The organism is Variovorax sp. Varisp41 (assembly GCF_047325085.1).
Lineage (GTDB): Bacteria > Pseudomonadota > Gammaproteobacteria > Burkholderiales > Burkholderiaceae_C > Variovorax.
Map to the genome: position 1 here is coordinate 2,669,916 of NZ_CP168540.1, position 23,968 is coordinate 2,693,883.

A 23,968-nucleotide genomic window follows, 5' to 3' on the forward strand; every position below is an offset into this window, starting at 1 on the left:
AGCCTTCGCGGGGGCTTTTCTCTCCCTGTGACTTACTTCCACTTCCAGCCGATGCCGGCGTTGATGCCCCATTCCTTGCCCGTGGTCGAGAGGCCCGCGCCCCAGGACATCTTGCCGTCGTCCGACAGCGCCTTGAAGGTCAGCGCCACCGCGCTGTAGCCCTTGTAGCTGCCGAAGCCCACGCCCACGGTCTTCTCGCCGGGGTAGAGGGTCGGGAGGTAGGTGCCCGACATCGCGAACGCCATCGCCGTGCCCGAGTAGGCCACGCGCGCCACGTCGCCGATCTGGTTGCGCACGTCGTTCAGCTGCTGCACGTTGACCGCGTCGCCCGGCAGGATGCCCGGTGCCACGTTGCTGATGCGCGTGCCGCCCGCCGCCTGGCCGGCGCCCAGCGTGATCTGGTTGTAGTTGACCGACCCGTCGGGGTTGGTCTCGTACTGCACGCTGCTGGCCTTCGAAGCCGCCGAGGCCGCCTTGAGCTGCGCCACGTTGGTGGCGTCGCTGTCGGCCGAGCCCGCGGCCACGCCGGTGATCTGGCGGAACTGGCCGTTGGCCGCATCGCCGACCGACACCGCGCCCTGCGTGCTGGTGGTGGCCTTGATCGCCGCCTCCTGCGCCGCGGTGGCGCTGCCTGGCACGTAGCCGGCCACGCCCGCGCCCCTGGAGGCCACCGAGCCCGAGCCCAGGGCCACGCCGCCGGTCTGCTGGACCACCGCGTTGAAGCCGACGGCCGTGCCGTTCGAGACGTTGGGCGCCGCGCTCCTCGAGGTGCCGCCCGCGTCCGCGCTGTCGCCGATCGCCACGCCCTTGCCGCCCGCGCTGGCGCCCGCACCGATCGCCTGCGAACCGGTGGCCAGTGCCCCGCTGCCGATCGCGATCGCGTTCGTGCCCGTGGCCTGCGCCCCGAAGCCCACCGCCACCGCGCCGTCGGCCGTCGCCTTCGCGCCGTTGCCCGCGGCAAAGGAGTTCGCGCCGCTGGCCACCGATTGCGGCCCGATCGCCACCGACTCCTGGCCGGTGGCCTGCGAGTCGCCTGCGGTCGAGTTGGCGTGGAAGTACTTCGTGCCGTTGTTGTAGATGTTGGTGACGGTGCTGTTGGTGGTGCTCAGGCCGGTCGACAGGCTGCTCACGCCGCTGACGGAACTGCTGATGCCGGTCGAAAGGCTGTTGAGGTTGCTGTTCGTCGTGCTCAGCCCGCTCGACAGGCTGCCGATGCCGCTGGTGACGGTGCTCAGGCCGGTCGAGGTCGAGGTCGACAGGCTCGCGACATTGCTGTTCGTCGTGCTCAGGCCCGTCGACAGGCTGCCGATGTTGCTGGTCGCGGTGCTCAGCCCGGTCGACAGGCTGCCGATGCTGCTCGTGGCCGTGCTCAGACCGGTCGAGGTCGATGTCGACAGGCTGTTGATGCTGCTGGTCGCCGTGCTCAAGCCCGTCGACGTCGAGGTCGACAAGCTGTTGATGCTGCTCGTCGCCGTGCTCAAGCCCGTCGACGTCGAGGTCGACAAGCTGTTGATGCTGCTCGTCGCCGTGCTCAGGCCGCTCGAGGTGGACGTCGACAGGCTGTTGATGCCACTCGTCGCAGTGCTCAGGCCGCTCGACGTGGAGGTCGACAGGCTGCTGACGGTGCTGTTCGTCGTGCTCAGGCCGATCGACAGGCTGCCGATGCCGCTGCTGACGGTGCTCAGGCCGACCGACAGGCTGCCGATGGAACTGGTCGCCGTGCTCAGGCCGGTGGAGGTCGAGGTCGAGAGGCTGTCGATGTTGCTGGTGGCGGTGCTGAGGCCGGTCGACAAACTGCCGATGGAGCTCGTTGCCGTGCTCAAGCCCGTGGACGTCGAGGTCGACAAGCTGCCGATAGAACTGGTCGCCGTGCTCAAGCCAGTCGACGTGGAGGTCGAGAGGCTACCGATGCTGCTCGTGGCGGTGCTCAGACCCGTCGAAGTCGACGTGGACAAGCTACCGATAGAGCTCGTTGCCGTGCTCAAACCGGTCGACGTGGAAGTCGAGAGGCTGTCGATGCCGCTCGTTGCCGTACTCAGGCCCGTTGAGGTCGACGTAGACAGGCTGTCGATAGAGCTCGTTGCCGTGCTCAAGCCAGTGGACGTCGAGGTCGAGAGGCTGCCAATGCTGCTCGTGGCCGTGCTCAGGCCGGTCGAGGTCGATGTGGACAGGCTGCCAATCGAACTGGTCGCGGTGCTCAGGCCAGTCGACGTCGAGGTCGACAAGCTGCCGATAGAGCTGGTGGCCGTGCTCAGGCCCGTCGAGGTCGACGTGGACAAACTGCCAATGGAGCTCGTCGCGGTGCTCAGGCCGGTCGACGTGGAAGTCGAAAGGCTGCCGATGCTACTGGTCGCCGTGCTCAGACCCGTCGAAGTGGACGTGGACAGGCTGCCGATCGAGCTCGTTGCCGTGCTGAGGCCAGTCGACGTCGAGGTCGACAGGCTATCGATGCTGCTGGTGGCAGTGCTCAGGCCAGTAGACGTCGAGGTCGAGAGACTGCCAATGCTGCTCGTGGCGGTGCTGAGACCAGTCGAGGTCGACGTGGACAGGCTACCGATCGAGCTCGTTGCCGTGCTCAGGCCAGTCGACGTGGAGGTCGACAGGCTATCGATGCTGCTCGTTGCGGTGCTCAGACCCGTCGAAGTCGACGTGGACAGGCTACCGATCGAGCTCGTTGCCGTGCTCAGGCCAGTCGACGTCGAGGTCGACAGGCTATCGATGCTGCTGGTGGCAGTGCTCAGACCCGTCGAGGTCGACGTGGACAGGCTGCCAATGCTGCTCGTGGCGGTGCTCAGACCTGTCGAGGTTGACGTCGAGAGGCTACCGATGGAGCTCGTTGCCGTGCTCAAGCCAGTCGACGTGGAGGTCGACAGGCTATCGATGCTGCTCGTCGCGGTGCTCAGACCCGTCGAAGTCGACGTGGACAGGCTGCCGATCGAACTCGTTGCCGTGCTCAGACCAGTCGACGTCGAAGTCGAGAGGCTATCGATGCTGCTCGTCGCGGTACTCAGGCCCGTAGAGGTCGAGGTGGACAGGCTACCGATCGAGCTCGTTGCCGTGCTCAGACCAGTCGACGTCGAAGTCGAGAGGCTATCGATGCTGCTCGTCGCGGTGCTCAGACCCGTCGAAGTCGACGTGGACAGGCTTGCGATCGAACTCGTTGCTGTGCTGAGGCCAGTCGAAGTCGATGTCGACAAGCTACCAATGGAACTCGTCGCAGTGCTCAAGCCGGTGGAGGTCGAGGTGGACAGGCTACCGATGGAACTCGTGGCCGTGCTCAAGCCCGTGGAAGTCGAGGTCGACAGGCTGCCGATCGAGCTCGTTGCCGTGCTGAGGCCAGTCGAAGTCGATGTCGACAAGCTATCGATGCTGCTGGTCGCCGTACTCAGCCCCGTCGAAGTCGAGGTCGAGAGGCTGCCGATGGAACTCGTTGCCGTGCTCAGGCCCGTGGAGGTCGAGGTCGACAGGCTACCGATGGAACTCGTCGCCGTGCTCAAACCGGTCGACGTCGAAGTCGAGAGGCTATCGATGCTGCTCGTCGCGGTACTCAGGCCCGTAGAGGTCGAGGTGGACAGGCTCCCGATCGAGCTCGTTGCCGTGCTCAGACCAGTCGACGTGGAGGTCGACAGGCTATCGATGCTGCTCGTCGCGGTGCTCAGACCCGTCGAAGTCGACGTGGACAGGCTGCCGATCGAACTCGTTGTTGTGCTGAGGCCAGTCGACGTGGAGGTCGACAGGCTATCGATGCTGCTGGTCGCGGTGCTCAGGCCCGTAGAGGTCGAGGTGGACAGGCTACCGATCGAGCTCGTTGCCGTGCTCAGACCAGTCGACGTCGAAGTCGAGAGGCTATCGATGCTGCTCGTCGCGGTGCTCAGGCCCGTAGATGTCGAGGTGGACAGGCTACCGATCGAGCTCGTTGCCGTGCTCAGGCCAGTCGACGTGGAGGTCGACAGGCTATCGATGCTGCTGGTCGCGGTGCTCAGGCCCGTGGAGGTCGAGGTGGACAGGCTACCGATGGAACTCGTTGCCGTGCTCAGACCAGTCGACGTCGAGGTCGACAAGCTACCAATGGAACTCGTCGCAGTGCTCAAGCCGGTGGAGGTCGAAGTCGACAGGCTATCGATGCTGCTGGTTGCGGTGCTCAGCCCCGTGGAAGTCGAGGTGGACAGGCTACCAATGCTGCTCGTCGCAGTACTCAGACCCGTCGAGGTCGACGTGGACAGACTTCCGATGGAACTCGTGGCCGTGCTCAGACCGGTCGACGTGGACGTCGACAGGCTGCCGATCGAACTCGTCGCGGTGCTCAACCCCGTGGAGGTCGAAGTCGACAGGCTGTCGATAGAGCTCGTTGCCGTGCTCAGACCCGTCGACGTGGAGGTCGATAGGCTGCCGATCGAACTCGTCGCGGTGCTCAAGCCAGTCGAGGTCGAGGTCGACAAGCTACCGATGCTGCTGGTCGCCGTGCTCAGGCCCGTGGAGGTGGAGGTGGACAGGCTCCCGATGGAACTCGTCGCGGTGCTCAGCCCCGTCGACGTGGAGGTCGACAGGCTGTCGATGCTACTGGTCGCCGTGCTCAATCCGGTCGACGTCGATGTGGACAGGCTGCCAATCGAGCTCGTTGCCGTACTCAGGCCAGTCGACGTCGAGGTCGACAAGCTGTCGATGCTGCTCGTCGCGGTGCTCAGACCCGTCGAGGTCGAGGTGGACAAGCTGCCGATGGAACTCGTTGCAGTGCTGAGGCCGGTGGACGTCGAGGTCGACAAGCTGTCGATGGAACTCGTCGCAGTGCTCAAGCCAGTCGAGGTCGAGGTAGACAGGCTGCCAATCGAGCTCGTTGCCGTGCTCAGACCTGTCGACGTGGAGGTCGACAGGCTGTCAATGGAGCTCGCTGCAGTGCTGAGGCCAGTGGACGTCGAGGTGGACAGGCTACCAATGCTGCTGGTGGCAGTGCTCAGGCCAGTAGACGTCGAGGTCGAGAGACTGCCGATGCTGCTCGTGGCGGTGCTCAGGCCGGTCGACGTCGACGTGGACAGGCTACCGATCGAGCTCGTTGCAGTGCTGAGGCCAGTCGAAGTGGATGTCGACAGGCTATCGATGCTGCTGGTCGCCGTGCTCAAACCCGTGGAGGTCGAAGTCGACAGGCTGCCAATGCTGCTCGTAGCGGTGCTCAGACCCGTCGAGGTCGAGGTGGACAAGCTGCCGATGGAGCTCGTTGCCGTGCTCAGGCCAGTGGACGTCGAGGTCGAGAGGCTATCGATGCTGCTTGTCGCGGTGCTCAGACCCGTCGACGTAGAGGTCGACAGGCTACCGATCGAACTCGTTGCCGTGCTCAAGCCAGTCGACGTCGAGGTCGACAGGCTATCGATGCTGCTGGTCGCTGTGCTCAGGCCCGTGGAGGTCGAGGTGGACAGGCTGCCGATCGAGCTCGTTGCGGTGCTCAAGCCAGTCGACGTCGAAGTCGAGAGGCTATCGATACTGCTCGTCGCTGTGCTCAGACCCGTCGACGTGGAGGTCGACAGGCTGCCAATGGAGCTCGTTGCCGTGCTGAGGCCAGTCGACGTCGAAGTCGAGAGGCTATCGATGCTGCTAGTCGCGGTGCTCAAACCCGTCGAAGTCGACGTGGACAGGCTGCCGATGGAACTCGTGGCCGTGCTCAAACCGGTCGACGTCGAGGTCGAGAGGCTGTCGATGCTGCTGGTTGCAGTGCTCAGGCCCGTGGAGGTCGACGTGGACAGGCTGCCGATGGAACTCGTCGCAGTGCTCAGGCCCGTCGACGTGGACGTCGAGAGGCTTCCGATAGAGCTCGTTGCAGTGCTCAGACCCGTGGAGGTCGAGGTAGACAGGCTATCGATGCTGCTCGCGGCGGTGCTCAGACCCGTCGAAGTCGACGTGGACAGACTGCCGATGGAACTCGTTGCCGTACTCAAGCCCGTCGAGGTGGACGTCGACAAGCTGCCGATGGAGCTCGTGGCCGTGCTCAAACCGGTCGACGTCGAGGTCGACAGGCTGTCGATGGAACTCGTCGCGGTGCTCAGGCCGGTAGACGTCGAGGTCGAGAGGCTGCCGATGCTGCTGGTCGCAGTGCTCAAACCCGTGGACGTCGAGGTCGAGAGGCTACCGATCGAGCTCGTGGCCGTGCTCAAACCGGTGGAACTGGAAGTCGACAAGCTCGACACGCTGCTGTTCGTCGTGCTCAAGCCCGACGACAGGCTTCCAATGCTGCTGGTCGTGGTGCTCAGTCCTGTCGACAGGCCATCGATCCGGCTGTTCGCCGTGCTCAAGCCGGTAGACGTCGATGTGGACAGGCTGCCAATGCTGCTCGTGGCCGTGCTCAGACCCGTCGACGTGGAGGTCGACAGGCTGCCGATCGAACTCGTTGCCGTGCTGAGGCCCGTCGACGTCGAAGTCGAGAGGCTGTCGATGCTGCTGGTCGCCGTGCTCAAGCCGGTAGACGTCGATGTGGACAGGCTACCGATGGAGCTCGTCGCCGTGCTCAACCCAGTCGAGGTAGAAGTCGACAGGCTGTCGATGCTGCTTGCCGCGGTGCTCAGCCCCGTCGAGGTCGACGTGGACAGGCTGCCGATGGAACTCGTTGCCGTGCTCAAACCGGTCGACGTCGAGGTCGAGAGGCTGCCAATACTGCTCGTCGCGGTACTCAGGCCCGTGGAGGTCGAGGTGGACAGGCTACCGATGGAACTCGTCGCCGTACTCAAGCCAGTCGACGTGGAGGTCGAGAGGCTACCGATGCTGCTCGTCGCAGTGCTCAGACCCGTGGAGGTCGAAGTCGACAGGCTGCCGATGGAACTCGTGGCCGTGCTCAGACCCGTCGAGGTGGAGGTCGACAGGCTGCCGATGCTGCTGGTCGCGGTGCTCAAGCCCGTGGACGTCGAGGTCGAGAGGCTACCGATCGAGCTCGTGGCCGTGCTCAAACCGGTGGAACTGGAAGTCGACAAGCTCGACACGTTGCTGTTCGTCGTGCTCAGGCCCGACGACAGGCTGCCGATGCTGCTGGTCGTGGTGCTCAGTCCTGTCGACAGGCCATCGATCCGGCTGTTCGCCGTGCTCAAGCCGGTAGACGTCGATGTGGACAGGCTGCCAATGCTGCTCGTGGCCGTGCTCAGACCCGTCGACGTGGAGGTCGACAGGCTGCCGATCGAACTCGTTGCCGTGCTCAGACCGGTCGACGTCGATGTGGACAGGCTGCCAATCGAACTTGTCGCAGTGCTCAGGCCAGTGGACGTCGAAGTCGACAGGCTCGACACGCTGCTGTTCGTCGTGCTCAGACCCGACGACAAGCTACCGATTGAGCTCGTGGCGGTGCTCAGACCGGTGGAGGCCGAGGTCGACAGGCTGCCGATCGAGCTGGTTGCAGTGCTCAGGCCTGTCGAGGTCGACGTGGACAGGCTGCCGATGCTGCTCGTGGCCGTGCTCAAGCCGGTGGAAGTCGAGGTAGACAGACTACCGATGCTGCTGGCCGCGGTACTGAGACCCGTCGATGTCGATGTCGACAGACTCGACACGCTGCTGTTCGTCGTACTCAAACCCGATGACAAGCTGCCGATGCTGCTGGTGGCCGTGCTCAGGCCCGTCGAAGTCGACGTCGAGAGGCTACCGATGGAGCTCGTGGCGGTGCTAAGCCCCGTGGATGTCGAAGTCGACAAGCTGGACACACTGCTGTTCGTCGTGCTCAGACCCGACGACAGGCTGCCGATGGAGCTGGTCGCGGTACTCAGGCCTGTCGAAGTGGACGTCGAGAGGCTACCGATCGAACTCGCCGCAGTGCTCAGGCCAGTCGAAGTCGAGGTCGACAGGCTGCCGATGCTGCTCGTGGCCGTGCTCAAGCCGGTGGACGTCGAAGTCGACAAGCTCGACACGCTGCTGTTCGTCGTGCTCAAGCCCGACGACAGGCTGCCGATGCTGCTGGTCGTGGTGCTCAGTCCGGTCGACAGGCCATCGATGCGGCTGTTTGCCGTACTCAAGCCGGTGGAAGTCGACGTGGAGAGGCTGCCGATGGAACTGGTCGCCGTGCTCAGCCCTGTCGATGTCGAGGTCGACAGGCTCGACACGCGGCTGTTCGTCGTGCTCAGCCCCGACGACAAGCTGCCGATGCTGCTCGTGGCCGTGCTCAAGCCCGTCGAGGTCGAGGTCGACAGGCTGCCGATGGCGCTGGTCGCGATGCTCAGCCCCGTTGACGTCGAGGTCGACAGGCTCGACACGCTGCTGTTCGTCGTGCTCAGACCCGACGACAGGCTTCCGATGCTGCTCGTCGCAGTGCTCAGGCCCGTCGAGGTCGAGGTCGACAGGCTGCCGATGGCGCTGGTCGCCGTGCTCAATCCAGTCGATGTCGAAGTCGACAAGCTCGAAACGCTGCTGTTCGTCGTGCTCAGACCCGACGACAGGCTGCCGATGCTGCTCGTGGCCGTGCTCAGGCCCGTCGAGGTCGAGGTCGACAGGCTGCCGATGGAACTGGTCGCCGTGCTCAACCCGGTCGACGTCGAAGTCGACAGGCTCGACACGCTGCTGTTCGTCGTACTCAGACCCGACGACAGGCTGCCGATGCTGCTCGTCGCAGTGCTCAGGCCCGTCGAGGTGGAGGTCGACAGGCTGCTGATGGAACTGGTGGCGGTGCTCAGCCCCGTCGATGTCGAGGTCGACAGGCTCGACACCCGGCTGTTCGTCGTGCTCAGGCCCGACGACAGGCTGCCGATGCTGCTGGTCGCGGTGCTCAGGCCGGTCGAGGTCGAGGTCGAGAGGCTGCCGATGCTGCTGGCGGTCGTGCTCATGCCCGTGCTCAGCTGCGCCACCGTCACGGCGTCCTGCAGCGCCGCACCATCGGCCACGTTGGTGATGCGCCGCAGGGCCGACGACGAGCCCACCGAGACTTCGGAGGCGGGTGCGTTGGTGCCGGTGAGGAAGCCGTTGCCGGTCGGCGCCTTGGCGCCCGTCACGCTGCCCGCGCCCAGCGCGACGCTGTTGGCATAGGCGGCGTTGGCGCCCGTGCCCATCGACACCGCATTCGAGCCCAGGCTGATCGCGTTGGCGCCGAAGGCGATCGCCGCATCGGTGACCGACAGGTCCGCCGACTTGACGACGGCACCGTTGCCGATCGCGATGCTGCGGGTGGTCCGGTCGTCGGTCGTTGCATTGCCGCCGATCGCGATCGAGGCGTTCTGCGGCGCCACCCCGATCTGGTCGGCGGATGCGCCGGTGCCCAGCGCGATGCTGCCGCCCCAGCTGTTCGCGTTGGTCCCGATCGCGATGGTGTTGACGTCGGTGTTCGAGCCGATGGCGGCGTTCTTGCCGATGGCGATGGCGCCATCCGCGATCGAGCGTGCACCGGAGCCCAGCGCGACGCTGGCGTTGCCCGAGGCCAGGGCGCTTTGCCCGATGGCGACGGCGGCCGCGGCCGCGGCGTTCGCGCCGGTGCCGAAGCCGATGGCGTTGGCGGCCGATGCGCTGGCCGCGTCGCCGAAGGCGAGCGTGCCGGCGGCGGTGGCGTTGGACTTGTTGCCCAGCGCGACCGAGCCCTGCCCGATCGCATTGTTGGAATTGCCGATGGCCACCACGCCGCTCGCCGCGGTCGTACCGTCCAGGCTGCCGGCGGCGGTGTTGTTGGCACCCATCGTCACGGCGCCGGTGCCGTTGGAGACGTTGGGATCGCCGATGGCGACCGCGCCGTCGCCCGTGGCCTTCTGGCCGCGGCCGATGGCCACCGCGCCGCCTGCGGCGGTGCTGGAGTTCGCGGTCGTGCCCGACGAACCGATCGCGACGTTCTGTCCCGTGGCGCCGCTGACGACGCCGTCGCCCTGCGCGATGCCGAAGGCACCGTTGACGATCGCACCGCGGCCGACCGCGATGCCCGACGTTGCCGCCGACACCACGCTGGACTGGCCGCCGAGCGCGATCGAATCGGTGGCGGCTGCGGAGGCGCCCGCGACGGAATTGGTACCGGCAGCCAGGGCACCGGCGCCGGTGGCGCTCGCCGTGCGGCCCAGGGCCGAGGAGAAGTCGCCCGTGGCCGTTGCACCGGCACCGATCGCGGTGCTGCGATTGCCGAAGGCGTTCGCCAGGGTGCCGACCGCCAGGGCGTTCTCCGCGCCAGCGTTCGAGGAGTAACCGAAGGCCACCGAGGTCTTGCCCCAGGCCTGCGCGAACACGCCAAACGCCGTGGAACTGCCGCCCCAGGCGTTGGCGTTGTTGCCGAAGGCCGTCGAAGGTGCCGTGCTGGAGGCGTCGCCACGCGCCGTCGCATTCGTGCCGAAGGCCATGTCGTTGCCGAAGGCCGCGTTGGCGCCGGCACCGACGGCCGTCGCGCCGCCGCCGTTCGCCTTGGCACCGGCACCGATCGCCAGGTTGTTGGTCTTGCTGGTCGCGCTCGCGTTCGCGCCGATGGCGATGCTCGAATCCGCGCCGGTGCCGACCGTTGCCCCGCTTCCCAGGGCGAGCGTGGCGTTCGACTGCGCATTGGCGTTGAGGCCGATGGCAACACCCGCGTCGGCCGCGCTGCCGACCACGGCCTGGCCGCCGATCGCCACCGCATTGGCACCCAGGGCCCGGGCCGCGGCGGTGCCGCTGGCACCGATGGCCGTCGAACCGGCGCCGCTCGCGGTCGCGCCGGCACCCACCGCCGTCGCGTAGTTGCTCGTTGCGTTGGCGCCCACGCCAATGGCCGACGAATTGGTGCCGGTCGCGCCACCCTCGTTGCCGCCGATGGCCAGGGAATTGGTGCCGCTCGCATTGGCCTGGCCGCCGATCGCCACTGCGTCCTGCGCCGTGGCCTTGGCGCCGGTGCCGAAAGCCAGCGGGTCACCGCCCGTGGTGCTGGACGAGGCGACGGAATTGGCACCGATCGCGATGGCGGTGCCCGCGCTGACCGCAGCCGCGTTGGCACCCGCGCCGATGGCGATGTTGTTGTTGCTCGCGGCGAGCGCGTTCTGGCCCATCGCGATGCTGGCGATACCGAAGGCATTGGCCTGGAGGCCGAAGGCCGCGGCGTACTGCCCCGCGGTCGACCCCATGCCGAACATGCTCGAGCCCTTGCCCCGGGCGGTCGTGAACGACCCGAACATCGTGACGCCCAGGAAGCCCCCGCCATTGGCCGAGCACCCGCCCACCACCGTCGAGTACACGCCGGAGCCGTCGACCGGATCGACCGTCGCCGGGTAGGCCTTGCCATCGGGGCCGGTGTTCGCACCCGTGTTGCAGGCGCCGTTCGGCGGTCCGACGATGTAGGCGTTCGCGCTCTCCATCAAACCGAAGGACGCCAGGGCGACGCTCAGCACGGCACCCGAGATCACGGCAGCCGAACTGCTGCGCTTGCCTCGGGCGGAAGTGATTTCCGAAGCAGCCACCCATGCACCGAGCGACTCATTCCAGATACTTCTATATGACTTGTTCATTGACTGCCAACTGCGTGTGGAATCTCGGGACCGGCGCGGGAGGTCCCGGAAAAAATGTGAAAGGGTCGTGCTTGACGCTCGTCGCCGAGATCTCAATCACCGCGCTGTTCACAAGAGCGGTGGAATGTACATACTTGTTTACATTCGAAATGCATCGAGAAAAATTGCTTGAAAAATTTCGATGATTTAGTTCACAGAACAGCGTGAAATTAACATTCACACTGATTAACAATTGTCTCCTGATAGTCTCTTGGCTGCGAAAACATAGAATCTCGATGCCAGCCAAAACCAGTGACAGTCACGCCGCAAGCCCATGTTTCGTAAGGACTTTTTCTCAATCGTATGGAATTAATTCACATCGCCATCGCAGCGCATGGCTTGATGAATTGAGCGAAATCGCTCTCGATGCCAGTCCAATTTGGAACTTGTTCACATAACAACTTATTCACCTGTGATTTATTTCTCACCACAAAGCACAGGCGGCATCAATTAACAATTGGGCAACAAAAGTGAATTCAACCAACCGCCTCCGCATCGGCATCACCATCGGCCTCCACCACGAAGCCGAAACCCTCTGGAACAACGGCATCAAGCAGAACGCCGTGTTTCTGGCCGAGGCGCTCAAGCACTGCCCGGGCGTGGCCTCGGTGGTGCTGGTCAACACCACGGCCACGCCGATCACGTCGGCCCTGCCCTGGGACCAGGCGCGCTGGCCCACGACGAACTTCGAGGGAGCGAAGGACAGCGTCGACGTGCTGATCGAGCTGGGCGGCCAGATCGACCACCTGCAGACCGACTACCTCAAACAGCGCGGCGCCCGGCTGGTGTCGTACTGCTGCGGCTTCGAGTACGTGCACGCGATGGAATCGATGCTGTTCAACAAGCCGCTATGGGGCCGTAACCTGTTCGTCAACCAGCGCTACGACGACATCTGGATGGTTCCGCAGGTGGCGCACATCAGCCAGCCCTACTTCGAGGTGCTGCGCCGGATCGAGGCGCGCGCCGTGCCCTTCGTCTGGAGCCCGGTGTTCCTCGAGGAGCGCACGCGCGGATTGCCCGAGGGCGGCGTCTACCAGCCGCGCGTCGGCCCGCGGCGCCTCAGCGTGATGGAGCCGAACATCAACGTGGTGAAGTTCTGCCTCTACCCGATCCTGGTCGCCGAACTGGCCTACCGCGCGCGGCGCGAGGCGATCGCGCTGCTGCAGGTGGCCAACGCCGAGAAGATGGCGCGCGAGAACATGGAATTCATCACCCTGATGAACCAGCTCGACCTGGTGCGCGAGCACAAGGCCGTGTTCCTGGGCCGGCACGACACGCCGACCTTCCTGGCGCAGAACACCGACATCGTGATCTCGCACCAGTGGGAGAACCCGCTCAACTACTTCTACCTCGAGACCTGCTGGCAGGGCTATCCGCTGGTGCACAACGCCCACCTGTGCGCGGACCTCGGCTACTACTACGAAGCCAACGACGTGGCCGCGGGCAGCGCGCGCGTGCTCGAGGCGATCGACACGCACGATGCGCAGTCGCTCGCCTACCGCGAGCGCCAGCGCGGCCTGATCGACCGCTACCTGCCCGGCAACGCGGCCGCCACCGAGGTGTACAACACGCTGCTGCTCGGCCTGATGCAGCGCCCCGCCCGATAACCGGAGCCGCCATGCTCGAACCCTCCGCCCTCCAGCGCTTCTTTCCCGTGATCGTCACGCCGAGCCACGACGGCAAGTTCTTCCAGAACTACGTGATGTCGATGATGAACTTCGCCATCGAGGCCGAGCGCGCCGGCATGCGCATGCAGGTGCTGTTCCACCAGGGCGAAAGCCTCGTGACCCGGGCGCGCAACAACTGCGTGGCCCAGTTCCTCGCCAACCCCGAATGGACCCACCTGTTCTGGATCGACGCGGACATCGGCTTTTCGGCGCAGGCGGCGTTCCGGCTGCTGCTCTCGGACTACGACATCGCGGCCGGCGTCTATCCGCTCAAGCGCGAGGACTGGCCGCACGAAGGCGTCGCGGCCGGCACCACGCGCGCGCAGTTCGAAGCGACGTTCACGCGCTACACCGTCAACGCCAACGCCTCCGAGATCAGCGGCAAGGTCGAGCTCGAGGTGCAGCCCGACGGCTTCATGAAGATGACCGAGGCGCCCACGGGCTTCATGGCGATCAAACGCGGCGTGTTCGAGCGGCTGATGGCGAGCTATCCCGAGCTCAGCTACGTGCCCGACAGCATCGGCGAGGCCGACCTCGGCCTGCACTACCGCTTCTTCGACGTGATGGTCGACCCCGTGACGCGCCGCTACCTCTCGGAGGACTACGGCTTCTGCCGCCTCTGGTCGGGCCTGGGCGAGGCGATCCACATCGACGCCAACTCCAACCTCACGCACCAGGGCGCCAAGCTCTACCGCGGCGACTTCGCGACCTCGCTCACGACCTCGCTGCCGCACGCGGTGGGCGGACCCGCGGGCGCGGCGATGGAACTCAAGGGCACGCAGTACCTGAGCCCGAACCGCCCCCCGGCGCTCTGAATGCCAGCGCGCGCGCCATGAAAAAAGCCCCGCGGATGCGGGGCTTCGTCGACGCGGGCCGGGCCGGCCCGGGGACCGTCCGGCCTGTCCTCAGGCTCAGGCCGTGACCGAATCCGCCACGCCCTTGTAGTCCTCGATCTTGTCGAAGTTCAGGTACTGGTAGATCTGCGCGCTGGATGCATCGAGCACGCCGGCGCTGGCCATGTACTCTTCCTTGGTCGGAATGCGGCCGAGGCGCGAGCAGATGGCGGCCAGCTCGGCCGAACCCAGGTACACGTTGGTGTTCTTGCCCAGGCGGTTCGGGAAGTTGCGGGTGCTCGTCGACATGACCGTGGCGCCTTCGCGCACCTGGGCCTGGTTGCCCATGCACAGCGAGCAGCCCGGCATCTCGGTGCGGGCACCGGCATTGCCGAACACGCCGTAGTGGCCTTCCTCGGTCAGCTGCTGCGCGTCCATCTTGGTCGGCGGCGCGATCCACAGCTTGACCGGGATGTCGCGCTTGCCTTCGAGCAGCTTCGACGCGGCGCGGAAGTGGCCGATGTTGGTCATGCACGAGCCGATGAACACTTCGTCGATCGCGGCACCGGCCACGTCGCTCAGCGTCTTCACGTCGTCCGGGTCGTTCGGGCAGGCCACGATCGGTTCGTGGATCTCCGCCAGGTCGATCTCGATGACGGCGGCATAGTCGGCGTCGGCATCGCCCTTGAGCAATTGCGGGTCCTTGAGCCAGGCTTCCTGCGCGGCGATGCGGCGTGCCAGCGTGCGGGCATCCGCGTAGCCTTCGGCAATCATCCACTTCATCAGCGTGATGTTGCTGTTGATGTATTCGATGATCGGTTCCTTGTTCAGGTGCACCGTGCAGCCGGCGGCCGAGCGTTCGGCCGAGGCGTCGCTGAGCTCGAAGGCTTGTTCGACCTTGAGGTCGGGCAGGCCTTCGATCTCGAGGATGCGGCCCGAGAAGATGTTCTTCTTGCCTTGCTTGGCCACCGTCAGCAGACCCGACTTGATGGCGTACAGGGGAATCGCGTTGACCAGGTCGCGCAGCGTGACGCCGGGCTGCATCTTGCCCTTGAAGCGCACCAGCACCGACTCGGGCATGTCCAGCGGCATCACGCCGGTGGCGGCCGCGAAGGCCACGAGGCCCGAGCCCGCCGGGAAGCTGATGCCGATCGGGAAGCGGGTGTGGCTGTCGCCGCCGGTGCCCACGGTATCGGGGGTCAGCAGGCGGTTGAGCCAGCTGTGGATCACGCCGTCGCCCGGGCGCAGCGAAACGCCGCCGCGGTTGGCCATGAACTCGGGGAGTTCATGGTGCATCTTGACGTCGACCTTCTTCGGGTACGCCGCCGTGTGGCAGAACGACTGCATCACGAGGTCGGCCGAGAAGCCCAGGCAGGCCAGGTCCTTCAGCTCGTCGCGCGTCATCGGGCCGGTGGTGTCCTGCGAGCCGACCGAGGTCATCTTGGGTTCGCAGTACGTGCCCGGGCGCACGCCCTGGCCTTCGGGCAGGCCGCAGGCGCGGCCGACCATCTTCTGTGCCAGCGAGAAGCCCTTCTTGGTGTCGACCGGGCTTTGCGGCAGGCGGAACAGCGTGGAGACCGGCAGGCCCAGCGCTTCGCGCGCCTTGGCCGTGAGGCCGCGGCCGATGATCAGCGGAATGCGGCCGCCGGCGCGCACTTCGTCGAACAGCACATCGCTCTTCACGGTGAATTCGGCGATGACCTGGCCGTCCTTCAGGGCCTTGCCTTCGTAGGGACGCAGCTCGACCACGTCGCCCATGTTCATCTGCGTCACGTCGAGCTCGATCGGCAGCGCGCCCGAGTCTTCCATCGTGTTGTAGAAGATCGGCGCGATCTTGCCGCCGAGGCAGACGCCGCCGAAGCGCTTGTTGGGCACGAACGGGATGTCTTCGCCGGTGAACCACAGCACCGAGTTGGTGGCGCTCTTGCGCGACGAACCCGTGCCGACCACGTCGCCGGCGTAGGCCACGAGGTGGCCGCGCGCGCGCAGGTCCTCGATGAACTTCACCGGGCCGCGCTTGCCGTCTTCCTCAGGAACGATGCCGGGGCGCGCGTTCTTGTGCATCGCCAGGGCGTGCATCGGGATGTCGGGACGCGTGGTCGCGTCGGGCGCGGGCGACAGGTCGTCGGTGTTGATCTCGCCGGCCACCTTGAAGATGCTGACGGTGATGCTCTGCGGCACTTCGGGGCGGCTGGTGAACCACTCGGCATCGGCCCAGCTCTGCAGCACGCCCTTGGCGTTGGCATTGCCCTTGTCGGCCTTTTCCTTGACGTCGTGGAACTGGTCGAACATCAGCAGCGTCTTCTTGAGGCCCTCGGCCGCGACGGCGCCGACTTCGGCGTCGTCCAGCAGGTCGATCATGGGGCTGATGTTGTAGCCGCCGAGCATCGTGCCGAGCAGTTCGGTGGCACGGGCGCGCGTGATGAACGCGCTCTTCTCGGTGCCATGCGCCACGGCCGCGAGATAGCTGGCCTTGACCTTGGCAGCGTCGTCCACGCCCGCGGGCACGCGGTGGGTCAGCAGGTCGAGCAGGAAGGCACCGTCCTTTTCGTTCGCGCTCTTGAGGAGCTCGATCGCTTCAGAGGTCTGCTTCGCGCTCAGGGGCAGCGGCGGGATACCGAGCGCGGCGCGCTCGGCGACATGGTCAACGTAGGCTTGCAACATCTTCTTTTCTCCGGAAACTTGGGGCTGGAGGGCATGCGGCGCGGTGTTCGACCCGCCGTCCGGCTTTCGCCGGTCGGCAAGCAAGAGCCGCGCCGTCCCTCGTGGGGTCGACTTACTTCTTGTCGCCGTCAGCGCCTTCGAAAAGGCTCTTCGGCGGGTTCTTCTTCATTTCTTCGGCAAAGGCGATCTGGGCCGGCGTCTGGCATTCGTCGGCGATGCGCAGGCCTGCCTTCTGGTTCATCAGCATCGACTTGTTGCCCAGCTGCAGCCACATGGCGCCGGCACGGGGGTCTTCGAGGCGGATGGCGCCGGTGCGGCTTTCGACCGGGTGCATGCGGTAGCGCAGGCCCTTGGTGGTCACGGTGAAGAAGCCGGGCTTCTTCTCGTCCTCGGTCACGGTCACGTCGGCGCCGAGTTCGCACTGGGCCTTGCCGGTCGACACGCGCTTGGCGACCTCGAGGTCGGACTCGGTGAGCACGATGTTGGTGTCGTCGCTGATCGGCGTGACTTCCTCGACGGCCTTGGCGGCCTTGCGGGTGACCTGGCGCTTGGGCGGTGCCTTCTTGGCTTCGGCGGACTTGGCGGCGGGCTTGGCAGCGGCCGGCTTGGCGGGCGTGCTGCTGCTCTGGGCCAGCGCACCGAACGGCAGAGCCAGGGCCACTGCGGCGATCAGGGCGATTTTCTTCATGTGAGGGTTTCCTTGAGGCTGGTTCGGAGGTTTCAGGAGACCGCGGGCGTCAGCCAGGCCTGGGCCTCTGGCGGCAACGCGCGCCCTGTTGCGTGGGCACGCGTCAGTACCTGCCAGAAATGACGGTAGCTCGCGCGGTCGTGCAATGTGCCATCAATTTGTGTCGGCGCCCAATCCGCGGCCGCCGCCTTGACCAGGATATTTGTGGCAATTTGAATCTGCGCCTCGTCGGGCGCGAAGGCCTCGAGGATCGGCCGGATCTGGTTCGGATGGATGCTCCACATGCGCGTGTAGCCGAATTCGCGGGCCGCCTTGCGGGCCGCGGTGCGCATGGCGTCCATGTCGTTGAACTCGGTCACCACGCAGTGCGAGGGCACCTTGCCGTGCGCATGCGCGGCCGAGGCGATCGCCAGCTTGGCGCGCACCACCAGCGGATGCGTGAACTGGCCCGCGGCGCCCATGCCCTCGGCGGGGATGGCGCCGGCGTGGGCCGAGACGAAGTCCATCAGGCCGAAGCTCAGCGACTGCACGCGCGGATGGGCGGCGATGTCGAAGGCGTTGTGCACGGCCAGGGGCGATTCGATCAGCACGTGCAGCGGCAGCGTTTCCGCATCGGCGGCATCGAGCGCGGCCACGGCCTGCTCGACATCGGCCACCGACTCGACCTTCGGCACCATCAGGTGGCTCAGCCGCTGGCCGGCACGGCCCGCGATGGTGACCACGTCGCCCGCGAAGGCCGGGTGGTCGACCGGATGCACGCGCACGCCGACGCGCATGCCGGGCCTGGCGGCCAGCGCCAGCTCGGTGACCAGCGCGGCATGCTCGGCCTCGCCGCCCACCGGGGCGCCGTCCTCGCAGTCGAGGGTGACGTCGAACACGCAGGCGCCGAACTCCTCGGCCATCTCGGCCTGGAGCGCGAGGCTCTTCTTCATGCGCGCCTCGACGCCGCTGTAGTGGTCGCACACCGGCAGGCTGACGGCGCCGGCCTGCGCGCCGAGCAGCACCTGGGCGGGATGGGCGGGGGCGCGTTCGCTCACGGTGGTCACGCCTTCTTCTGCGCCACGATGAACATGCGCGGGAAGGCCAGCAGCCGCTTGCCGTCGGTGCGTGCCGGGTAGGCCTCGTTCACGCGGCGCTCGTATTCGGCCAGGTAGCTGGCCTGCAGGTCGGGCGGCAGCCGGTCGACGAAGGGCTTCAGGCCCGTGCCGCGCACCCATTCGACGATGGAGGCGGCATCGGCCATGCGGTGCTGGTAGATCGTGTGCCAGACATCGACGTTGGCCGCGCGCGGCGCGAGCAGGTCGTAGTAGCCGCCCAGCGGCAGCAGCCTGGTGCGCAGCCGGTCGGCATCGCCGATGGGCTCGGCCCAGGGCGCTTCGGCCGCGAGCGCGCGCATCAGGCGGTGCGTGGGTTCCTGGCGGTTGTCGGGCATCTGGATGGCCAGCACGCCGCCGGGGGCGAGCGCGTCGAACAGGCGCGGGATCAGCGTTTCGTGATCGGGCACCCATTGCAGCGACGCGTTCGCATAGATGAGGTCGGGCGCCGCTTCCGCGGAAGGCGCCCAGGTCGCGATGTCGCTCAGCTCGAAGCGCGCGCCGGGCAGGCGCTCGCGCGCGCTGACCAGCATGGCTTCGGAGTTGTCGGTCCCGAGGGCCTCGGCCTTCGGGAACCGGTGGACCAGCAGCTCGGTGGAGTTGCCCGGACCGCAGCCGAGGTCGACCACGCGGGCCGCCTCCGCCAGAGGCACCCGCGCCAGGAGTTCCTGCGCGGGGCGGGTGCGCTCGTCCTCGTAGCGACGATAGAGCGCGGGGTTCCAGTCGAGCATGCCGGTGCCTGGCTTACAGCAGGTGGGCGACGCCGGCCTGCTCGTCCTGCAGTTCCTTCAGCGTCTTGTTGATGCGTTCCTGGCTGAATTCGTCGATGGCCAGGCCTTCGACCAGCTTGTATTCGCCGTTTTCGGTGGTGACCGGGAAGCCGAAGATCACGTCCTTCGGAATGCCGTACTGGCCGTCCGACGGGATGCCCATCGTGACCCACTTGCCGTTCGAGCCCAGGGCCCAGTCGCGCATGTGGTCGATGGCGGCGTTGGCGGCCGAGGCGGCCGACGACAGGCCGCGCGCTTCGATGATCGCGGCGCCGCGCTTGCCGACGGTGGGCAGGAAGGTGTCGGCATTCCAGACCTGGTCGTTGATCAGGTCCTTGACGCTCTTGCCGCCGACGGTGGCGAAGCGGTAGTCAGCGTACATCGTGGGCGAGTGGTTGCCCCAGACGGTGAGCTTCTCGATGTCGCCCACGGCGGTGCCGGTCTTGGCGGCGATCTGGCTGGCGGCACGGTTGTGGTCCAGGCGCAGCATGGCGGTGAAGTTCTTGCGCGGCAGGTCCGGCGCGCTCTTCATGGCGATGTAGGCGTTGGTGTTGGCCGGGTTGCCGACCACCAGCACCTTGACGTCGCGGCTGGCGACGGCGTTGAGCGCCTTGCCCTGGGCCGTGAAGATCTGCGCGTTGGCGGCCAGCAGGTCGGCGCGCTCCATGCCGGGGCCACGCGGACGGGCACCCACGAGCAGCGCGTAGTCGGCGTCCTTGAAGGCCACCAGCGGGTCGCCGCTGGGGATCACGCCGGCCAGCAGCGGGAAGGCGCAGTCCTCGAGCTCCATGATCACGCCCTTGAGCGCCTTCTGGGCCTTCTCGTCGGGGATTTCGAGCAATTGCAGGATGACCGGCTGGTCCTTGCCGAGCATTTCGCCGGACGCGATACGGAACAACAGGGCATAACCGATTTGACCGGCGGCACCGGTGACGGCAACGCGGACGGGCTTTTTGCTCATGGGAAGACTCCAGAAGTGATGTGACGGTGTCGACGCACGCGCGAGACGCGGCGGCGGAAGTCTCGCGGGGCGGCCGGAAGGTCCGAAACGGGCCGGACGGCCGCGGCGCGGGAACGGCGGGCATTTTAAGCCGATTCGATGAGCCCCGTCTTATGTCTTATATAAGATATCCTCCGGGTTCCGCTACGGCGCTTACCCACGCCCTGCCATGAACAGCCCCACCACCACCCTCGACGAGCCCACGACGCCCTCGTTCAGCCCGCTCTACCAGCAGATCAAGACCCTGATCCTGCAGAGCCTGCAGGCGGGCGAGTGGAAGCCGGGCGAGCCGATCCCGAGCGAGATGGACCTGGCCGTGCGCTTTCGCGTCAGCCAGGGCACGGTGCGCAAGGCGATCGACGAGCTCGCGGCCGAGAACCTCGTGGTGCGACGCCAGGGCAAGGGCACCTTCGTCGCCACGCATGCCGAGCAGCATGTGCAGTACCGCTTCCTGAAGCTGGTGCCCGACACCGGCCATCCGAACGCGGAAGGTCCGGCCGAACGCACCATCGTCGACTGCAAGCGCCTGCGCGCCTCGGCCGACGTGGCGCGCGCATTGGGCCTGCGCACCGGCGACGCCGTGCTGCAGGTGCGGCGCGTGCTCGCCTACGGCGGCGTGCCGACCATCCTCGAGGACCTGTGGCTGCCGGGCACGCCGTTCAAGGGCCTCACGGCCGAGCGGCTGCGCGCCTGGCCCGGTCCGATGTATGCGCTGTTCGAAACCGAATTCGGCGTGCGCATGGTGCGCGCCGAAGAGAAGATTCGCGCGGTGCTGCCCGATGCCGAGCAGGCGCAACTGCTCGACGTCACGCCGCAGATGCCGCTGCTGAGCGTCGAACGCGTGGCCCACACGTACCACGACATGCCGATGGAACTGCGCCGCGGTCTCTATCGCACCGACACGCACCACTATCGCAACCAGCTCGGCTGAATGCGCCTCACGATGGACCACGCAATGAATACGCTTCGAGCCGCCGTGCGGCGCGCGCAACACGCTATGAAGTCAAGAGCATCCGACTGCGGCGGTGCGTCGACGCGAGCGCGACCGATGCGCGATGGTGCATTGCAATAGAATTTTGCGTTGTTTGCATTTCCCGAAGAGAAAACAAAAGCGTTCGCTCTCAGAACAAGTCAATCAACAAGCCACGAAAGCCCCTCCATGACAGAGCTTGCATCCTCCTCCACACCACGGCGTCGCGAATTCCGCAACATCAACGCCTTCACCGATCTCACGACCTACCGTCTGCCTCCGGCCGGCATCGTGTCGATCCTGCACCGCGTCAGCGGCGCGCTGATGTTCCTGCTGCTGCCGTTCATCATCTGGATGTTCGACACCTCGCTCTCGTCCGACTATTCGTTCGCCAAGTTCAAGGCCGCCTTCAACAGCGGCCTTGGTTTCGTTCCGGGCTGGTTTTTCAAGCTCGTGGTGCTCGCGCTGATCTGGGCCTACCTGCACCACTTCATCGCCGGCGTGCGCCACCTCTGGATGGACGTGAGCCACAAGGCCGTGACCAAGGAGTTCGGCAAGAGCTCGGCCATCTTCACGCTGGCCGCGAGCGTCCTGCTGACCGTCGTGCTCGGCGCCAAGCTGTTCGGCCTGTACTGAGAAGGAGCCTGAAATGTCTGTGAACTACGGCTCCAAGCGCATCGTCGTCGGCGCGCACTACGGTCTGCGCGACTGGCTCAGCCAGCGCGTCACGGGCGCCCTGATGGCGCTCTTCACGATCATCCTGCTGGCGCAGCTGATCTTCACGCGCGGCCCGATCGGCTACGACCTGTGGGCCGGCATCTTCGCCGCCCAGTGGATGAAGGTCCTGACCTTCTGCGTCATCGTGTCGCTGCTCTATCACGTGTGGGTCGGCATGCGCGACATCTGGATGGACTACATCCAGCCCGTCGCGATCCGCCTCGTGCTCCAGATCTTCACCATCGTCTGGCTGGTCGGTTGTGCGGGTTGGGCCATTCAAGTGCTTTGGAAAATCTGACGACCCCATCCCCACCATGACCTACACAAAAGAACAAATCACCAAGCGCAAGTTCGACGTCGTGATCGTCGGTGCCGGCGGTTCCGGCATGCGCGCCTCGCTGCAACTGGCGCGCGCGGGCCTCAACGTGGCCGTGCTCTCCAAGGTGTTCCCCACCCGTTCGCACACCGTCGCTGCGCAAGGCGGCGTGGGCGCCTCGCTCGGCAACATGAGCGAGGACAACTGGCACTACCACTTCTACGACACGATCAAGGGTTCCGACTGGCTCGGCGACCAGGACGCGATCGAGTTCATGTGCCGCGAGGCACCGAAGGTCGTGTACGAGCTCGAGCACTTCGGCATGCCCTTCGACCGCAACCCCGACGGCACGATCTACCAGCGTCCGTTCGGCGGCCACACAGCCAACTACGGCGAGAAGCCCGTGCAGCGCGCCTGCGCCGCGGCCGACCGCACCGGCCACGCGATGCTGCACACGCTCTACCAGAAGAACGTGGAAGCGCGCACCCAGTTCTTCGTCGAATGGATGGCACTCGACCTGATCCGCGACGACGAAGGCGACGTGGTCGGCGTGACCGCGCTCGAGATGGAAACCGGCGACCTGCACATCCTGCAGGCCAAGACCGTGCTGCTGGCCACCGGCGGCGCGGGCCGCATCTTCCAGGCCTCGACCAACGCCTTCATCAACACCGGCGACGGCCTCGGCATGGCCGCGCGCTCGGGCATCCCGCTGCAGGACATGGAGTTCTGGCAGTTCCACCCGACCGGCGTGGCCGGCGCGGGCGTGCTGCTGACCGAAGGCTGCCGCGGCGAAGGCGCGATCCTGCTCAACAGCAACGGCGAACGCTTCATGGAGCGCTACGCGCCCACGCTGAAGGACCTGGCACCGCGCGACTTCGTCTCGCGCTCGATGGACCAGGAGATCAAGGAAGGCCGCGGCTGCGGTCCCAACAAGGACTACGTGCTGCTGAAGCTCGACCACCTCGGTGCCGAGACCATCCACAAGCGCCTGCCTTCGGTGTACGAGATCGGCGTCAACTTCGCCAACGTCGACATCACCAAGGAGCCGATCCCCGTGGTGCCCACCATCCACTACCAGATGGGCGGCATCCCGACCAACATCAACGGTCAGGTCGTGATCCAGAAGGGCGAGGACAACAGTTCCGTCGTCAACGGTCTCTACGCCGTGGGCGAATGCTCGTGCGTGAGCGTGCACGGCGCCAACCGCCTGGGCACCAACTCGCTGCTCGACCTGCTGGTGTTCGGCCGCGCGGCCGGCAACCACATCGTCGAATTCAACGACAAGCTGAAGGAACACAAGCCGCTGCCGGCCAATGCCGCCGACCGCACGCTCGAGCGCCTCAACGAGTTGCAGAACTCCACCGGCGGCGAGTACGCGCAGGACGTGGCCAACCAGATCCGCTCGACCATGCAGCAGCACGCCGCGGTGTTCCGCAAGCAGGCCTCGATGGACGAAGGCGTGGTCAAGATCGCCGAAGTGCGCGAGCGCGTGAAGGCCATCGGCCTGAAGGACAAGTCCAAGGTGTTCAACACCGCGCGCATCGAGGCGCTGGAAGTCGACAACCTGATCGAAGTGGCGCAGGCCACCATGGTCTCGGCCGCGGCCCGCAAGGAATGCCGCGGTGCCCACACCGTCGAGGACTATGAGCGCCCGGCCGACGATCCGGTCGCGCCGCTGGGCCGCGACGATGCCAACTGGATGAAGCACACGCTCTGGTACAGCGCCGACAACCGCCTCTCCTACAAGCCCGTCAAGCTGCAGCCGCTCACGGTCGCCTCGGTTCCGCCGAAGGTTCGCACCTTCTAAGCGC

General features: G+C 66.2%; 14 protein-coding genes and 2 pseudogenes. 8 read left to right on the plus strand and 8 right to left on the minus strand.

The window, feature by feature from the left end; all coding sequences use genetic code 11:
• Nucleotides 1-32: 32 nt before the first annotated feature.
• Both ACEN9J_RS12530 and ACEN9J_RS12535 read right to left on the minus strand, forming a co-directional pair.
• On the minus strand, nt 33-350 hold the full coding sequence (locus ACEN9J_RS12530; protein ID WP_413764562.1) for a YadA-like family protein: 318 nt from the start codon (nt 348-350) through the stop codon (nt 33-35).
• A pseudogene (locus ACEN9J_RS12535) lies at nt 351-10,268 on the minus strand (hypothetical protein); the annotation flags it as partial.
• On the opposite strand from ACEN9J_RS12535, the gene ACEN9J_RS12540 reads away from it, so the two are divergent.
• Both ACEN9J_RS12540 and ACEN9J_RS12545 read left to right on the plus strand, forming a co-directional pair.
• The gene (locus tag ACEN9J_RS12540) at nt 10,168-10,638 is read left to right on the plus strand and encodes a hypothetical protein (RefSeq protein ID WP_172705767.1); all 471 of its coding nucleotides are present in this window, start codon (nt 10,168-10,170) and stop codon (nt 10,636-10,638) included. The pseudogene ACEN9J_RS12535 and the gene ACEN9J_RS12540 sit on opposite strands and share 101 nt — an antisense overlap.
• A gap of 27 nt (nt 10,639-10,665) precedes the next feature.
• Nucleotides 10,666-11,166: a hypothetical protein gene (locus ACEN9J_RS12545; RefSeq protein WP_172705768.1), complete on the plus strand. Its 501-nt coding sequence runs from the start codon at nt 10,666-10,668 to the stop codon at nt 11,164-11,166.
• Between the two features lie 149 nt (nt 11,167-11,315).
• Here the strand turns inward: ACEN9J_RS12545 and ACEN9J_RS12550 are convergent.
• Nucleotides 11,316-11,399 (minus strand): annotated as a pseudogene (locus tag ACEN9J_RS12550) (ESPR domain-containing protein); the annotation flags it as partial.
• 509 nt (nt 11,400-11,908) lie between these two features.
• Here ACEN9J_RS12550 and ACEN9J_RS12555 point away from each other — a divergent pair.
• On the plus strand, nt 11,909-13,045 hold the full coding sequence (locus ACEN9J_RS12555) for a DUF2827 domain-containing protein (RefSeq protein ID WP_057595830.1): 1,137 nt from the start codon (nt 11,909-11,911) through the stop codon (nt 13,043-13,045).
• An 11-nt stretch (nt 13,046-13,056) separates the two neighbouring features.
• Nucleotides 13,057-13,920, plus strand: coding sequence for a hypothetical protein (locus ACEN9J_RS12560; protein ID WP_057595829.1), 864 nt, complete (start codon nt 13,057-13,059; stop codon nt 13,918-13,920).
• Nucleotides 13,921-14,016: 96 nt separating this feature from the next.
• Here the strand turns inward: ACEN9J_RS12560 and ACEN9J_RS12565 are convergent, their stop codons facing one another.
• From ACEN9J_RS12565 to ACEN9J_RS12585, 5 genes are all read right to left on the minus strand, one after another.
• Nucleotides 14,017-16,602: a bifunctional aconitate hydratase 2/2-methylisocitrate dehydratase gene (locus tag ACEN9J_RS12565; protein WP_057595828.1), complete on the minus strand. Its 2,586-nt coding sequence runs from the start codon at nt 16,600-16,602 to the stop codon at nt 14,017-14,019.
• Between the two features lie 112 nt (nt 16,603-16,714).
• Entirely contained in the window at nt 16,715-17,290 is a 576-nt protein-coding gene (locus tag ACEN9J_RS12570) for a hypothetical protein (RefSeq protein ID WP_057595827.1), read from the minus strand.
• A gap of 32 nt (nt 17,291-17,322) precedes the next feature.
• Nucleotides 17,323-18,336 (minus strand): HpcH/HpaI aldolase/citrate lyase family protein, encoded by a 1,014-nt coding sequence (locus ACEN9J_RS12575; RefSeq protein ID WP_057595826.1) that lies wholly within the window; start codon nt 18,334-18,336, stop codon nt 17,323-17,325.
• Nucleotides 18,333-19,115, minus strand: a complete 783-nt coding sequence (gene tam, locus ACEN9J_RS12580; RefSeq protein ID WP_057595825.1) for a trans-aconitate 2-methyltransferase — start codon at nt 19,113-19,115, stop codon at nt 18,333-18,335. Before tam ends, ACEN9J_RS12575 begins: the two co-directional genes overlap by 4 nt.
• A 13-nt stretch (nt 19,116-19,128) precedes the next feature.
• Nucleotides 19,129-20,115 (minus strand): malate dehydrogenase, encoded by a 987-nt coding sequence (locus ACEN9J_RS12585; RefSeq protein ID WP_057595824.1) that lies wholly within the window; start codon nt 20,113-20,115, stop codon nt 19,129-19,131.
• A 208-nt stretch (nt 20,116-20,323) separates the two neighbouring features.
• On the opposite strand from ACEN9J_RS12585, the gene ACEN9J_RS12590 reads away from it, so the two are divergent.
• The 4 genes from ACEN9J_RS12590 to sdhA all read left to right on the plus strand — a co-directional run bounded on the left by ACEN9J_RS12590 (nt 20,324) and on the right by sdhA (nt 23,964).
• Nucleotides 20,324-21,085: a GntR family transcriptional regulator gene (locus ACEN9J_RS12590; RefSeq protein ID WP_057595823.1), complete on the plus strand. Its 762-nt coding sequence runs from the start codon at nt 20,324-20,326 to the stop codon at nt 21,083-21,085.
• A gap of 228 nt (nt 21,086-21,313) precedes the next feature.
• Complete coding sequence (gene sdhC / locus ACEN9J_RS12595; RefSeq protein ID WP_261208645.1) at nt 21,314-21,760, plus strand: succinate dehydrogenase, cytochrome b556 subunit; 447 nt, start codon at nt 21,314-21,316, stop codon at nt 21,758-21,760.
• Nucleotides 21,761-21,773: 13 nt separating this feature from the next.
• On the plus strand, nt 21,774-22,139 hold the full coding sequence (gene sdhD / locus ACEN9J_RS12600) for a succinate dehydrogenase, hydrophobic membrane anchor protein (RefSeq protein WP_057595821.1): 366 nt from the start codon (nt 21,774-21,776) through the stop codon (nt 22,137-22,139).
• A 16-nt stretch (nt 22,140-22,155) separates the two neighbouring features.
• On the plus strand, nt 22,156-23,964 hold the full coding sequence (gene sdhA, locus ACEN9J_RS12605) for a succinate dehydrogenase flavoprotein subunit (protein ID WP_057595820.1): 1,809 nt from the start codon (nt 22,156-22,158) through the stop codon (nt 23,962-23,964).
• Nucleotides 23,965-23,968 lie beyond the last annotated feature (4 nt).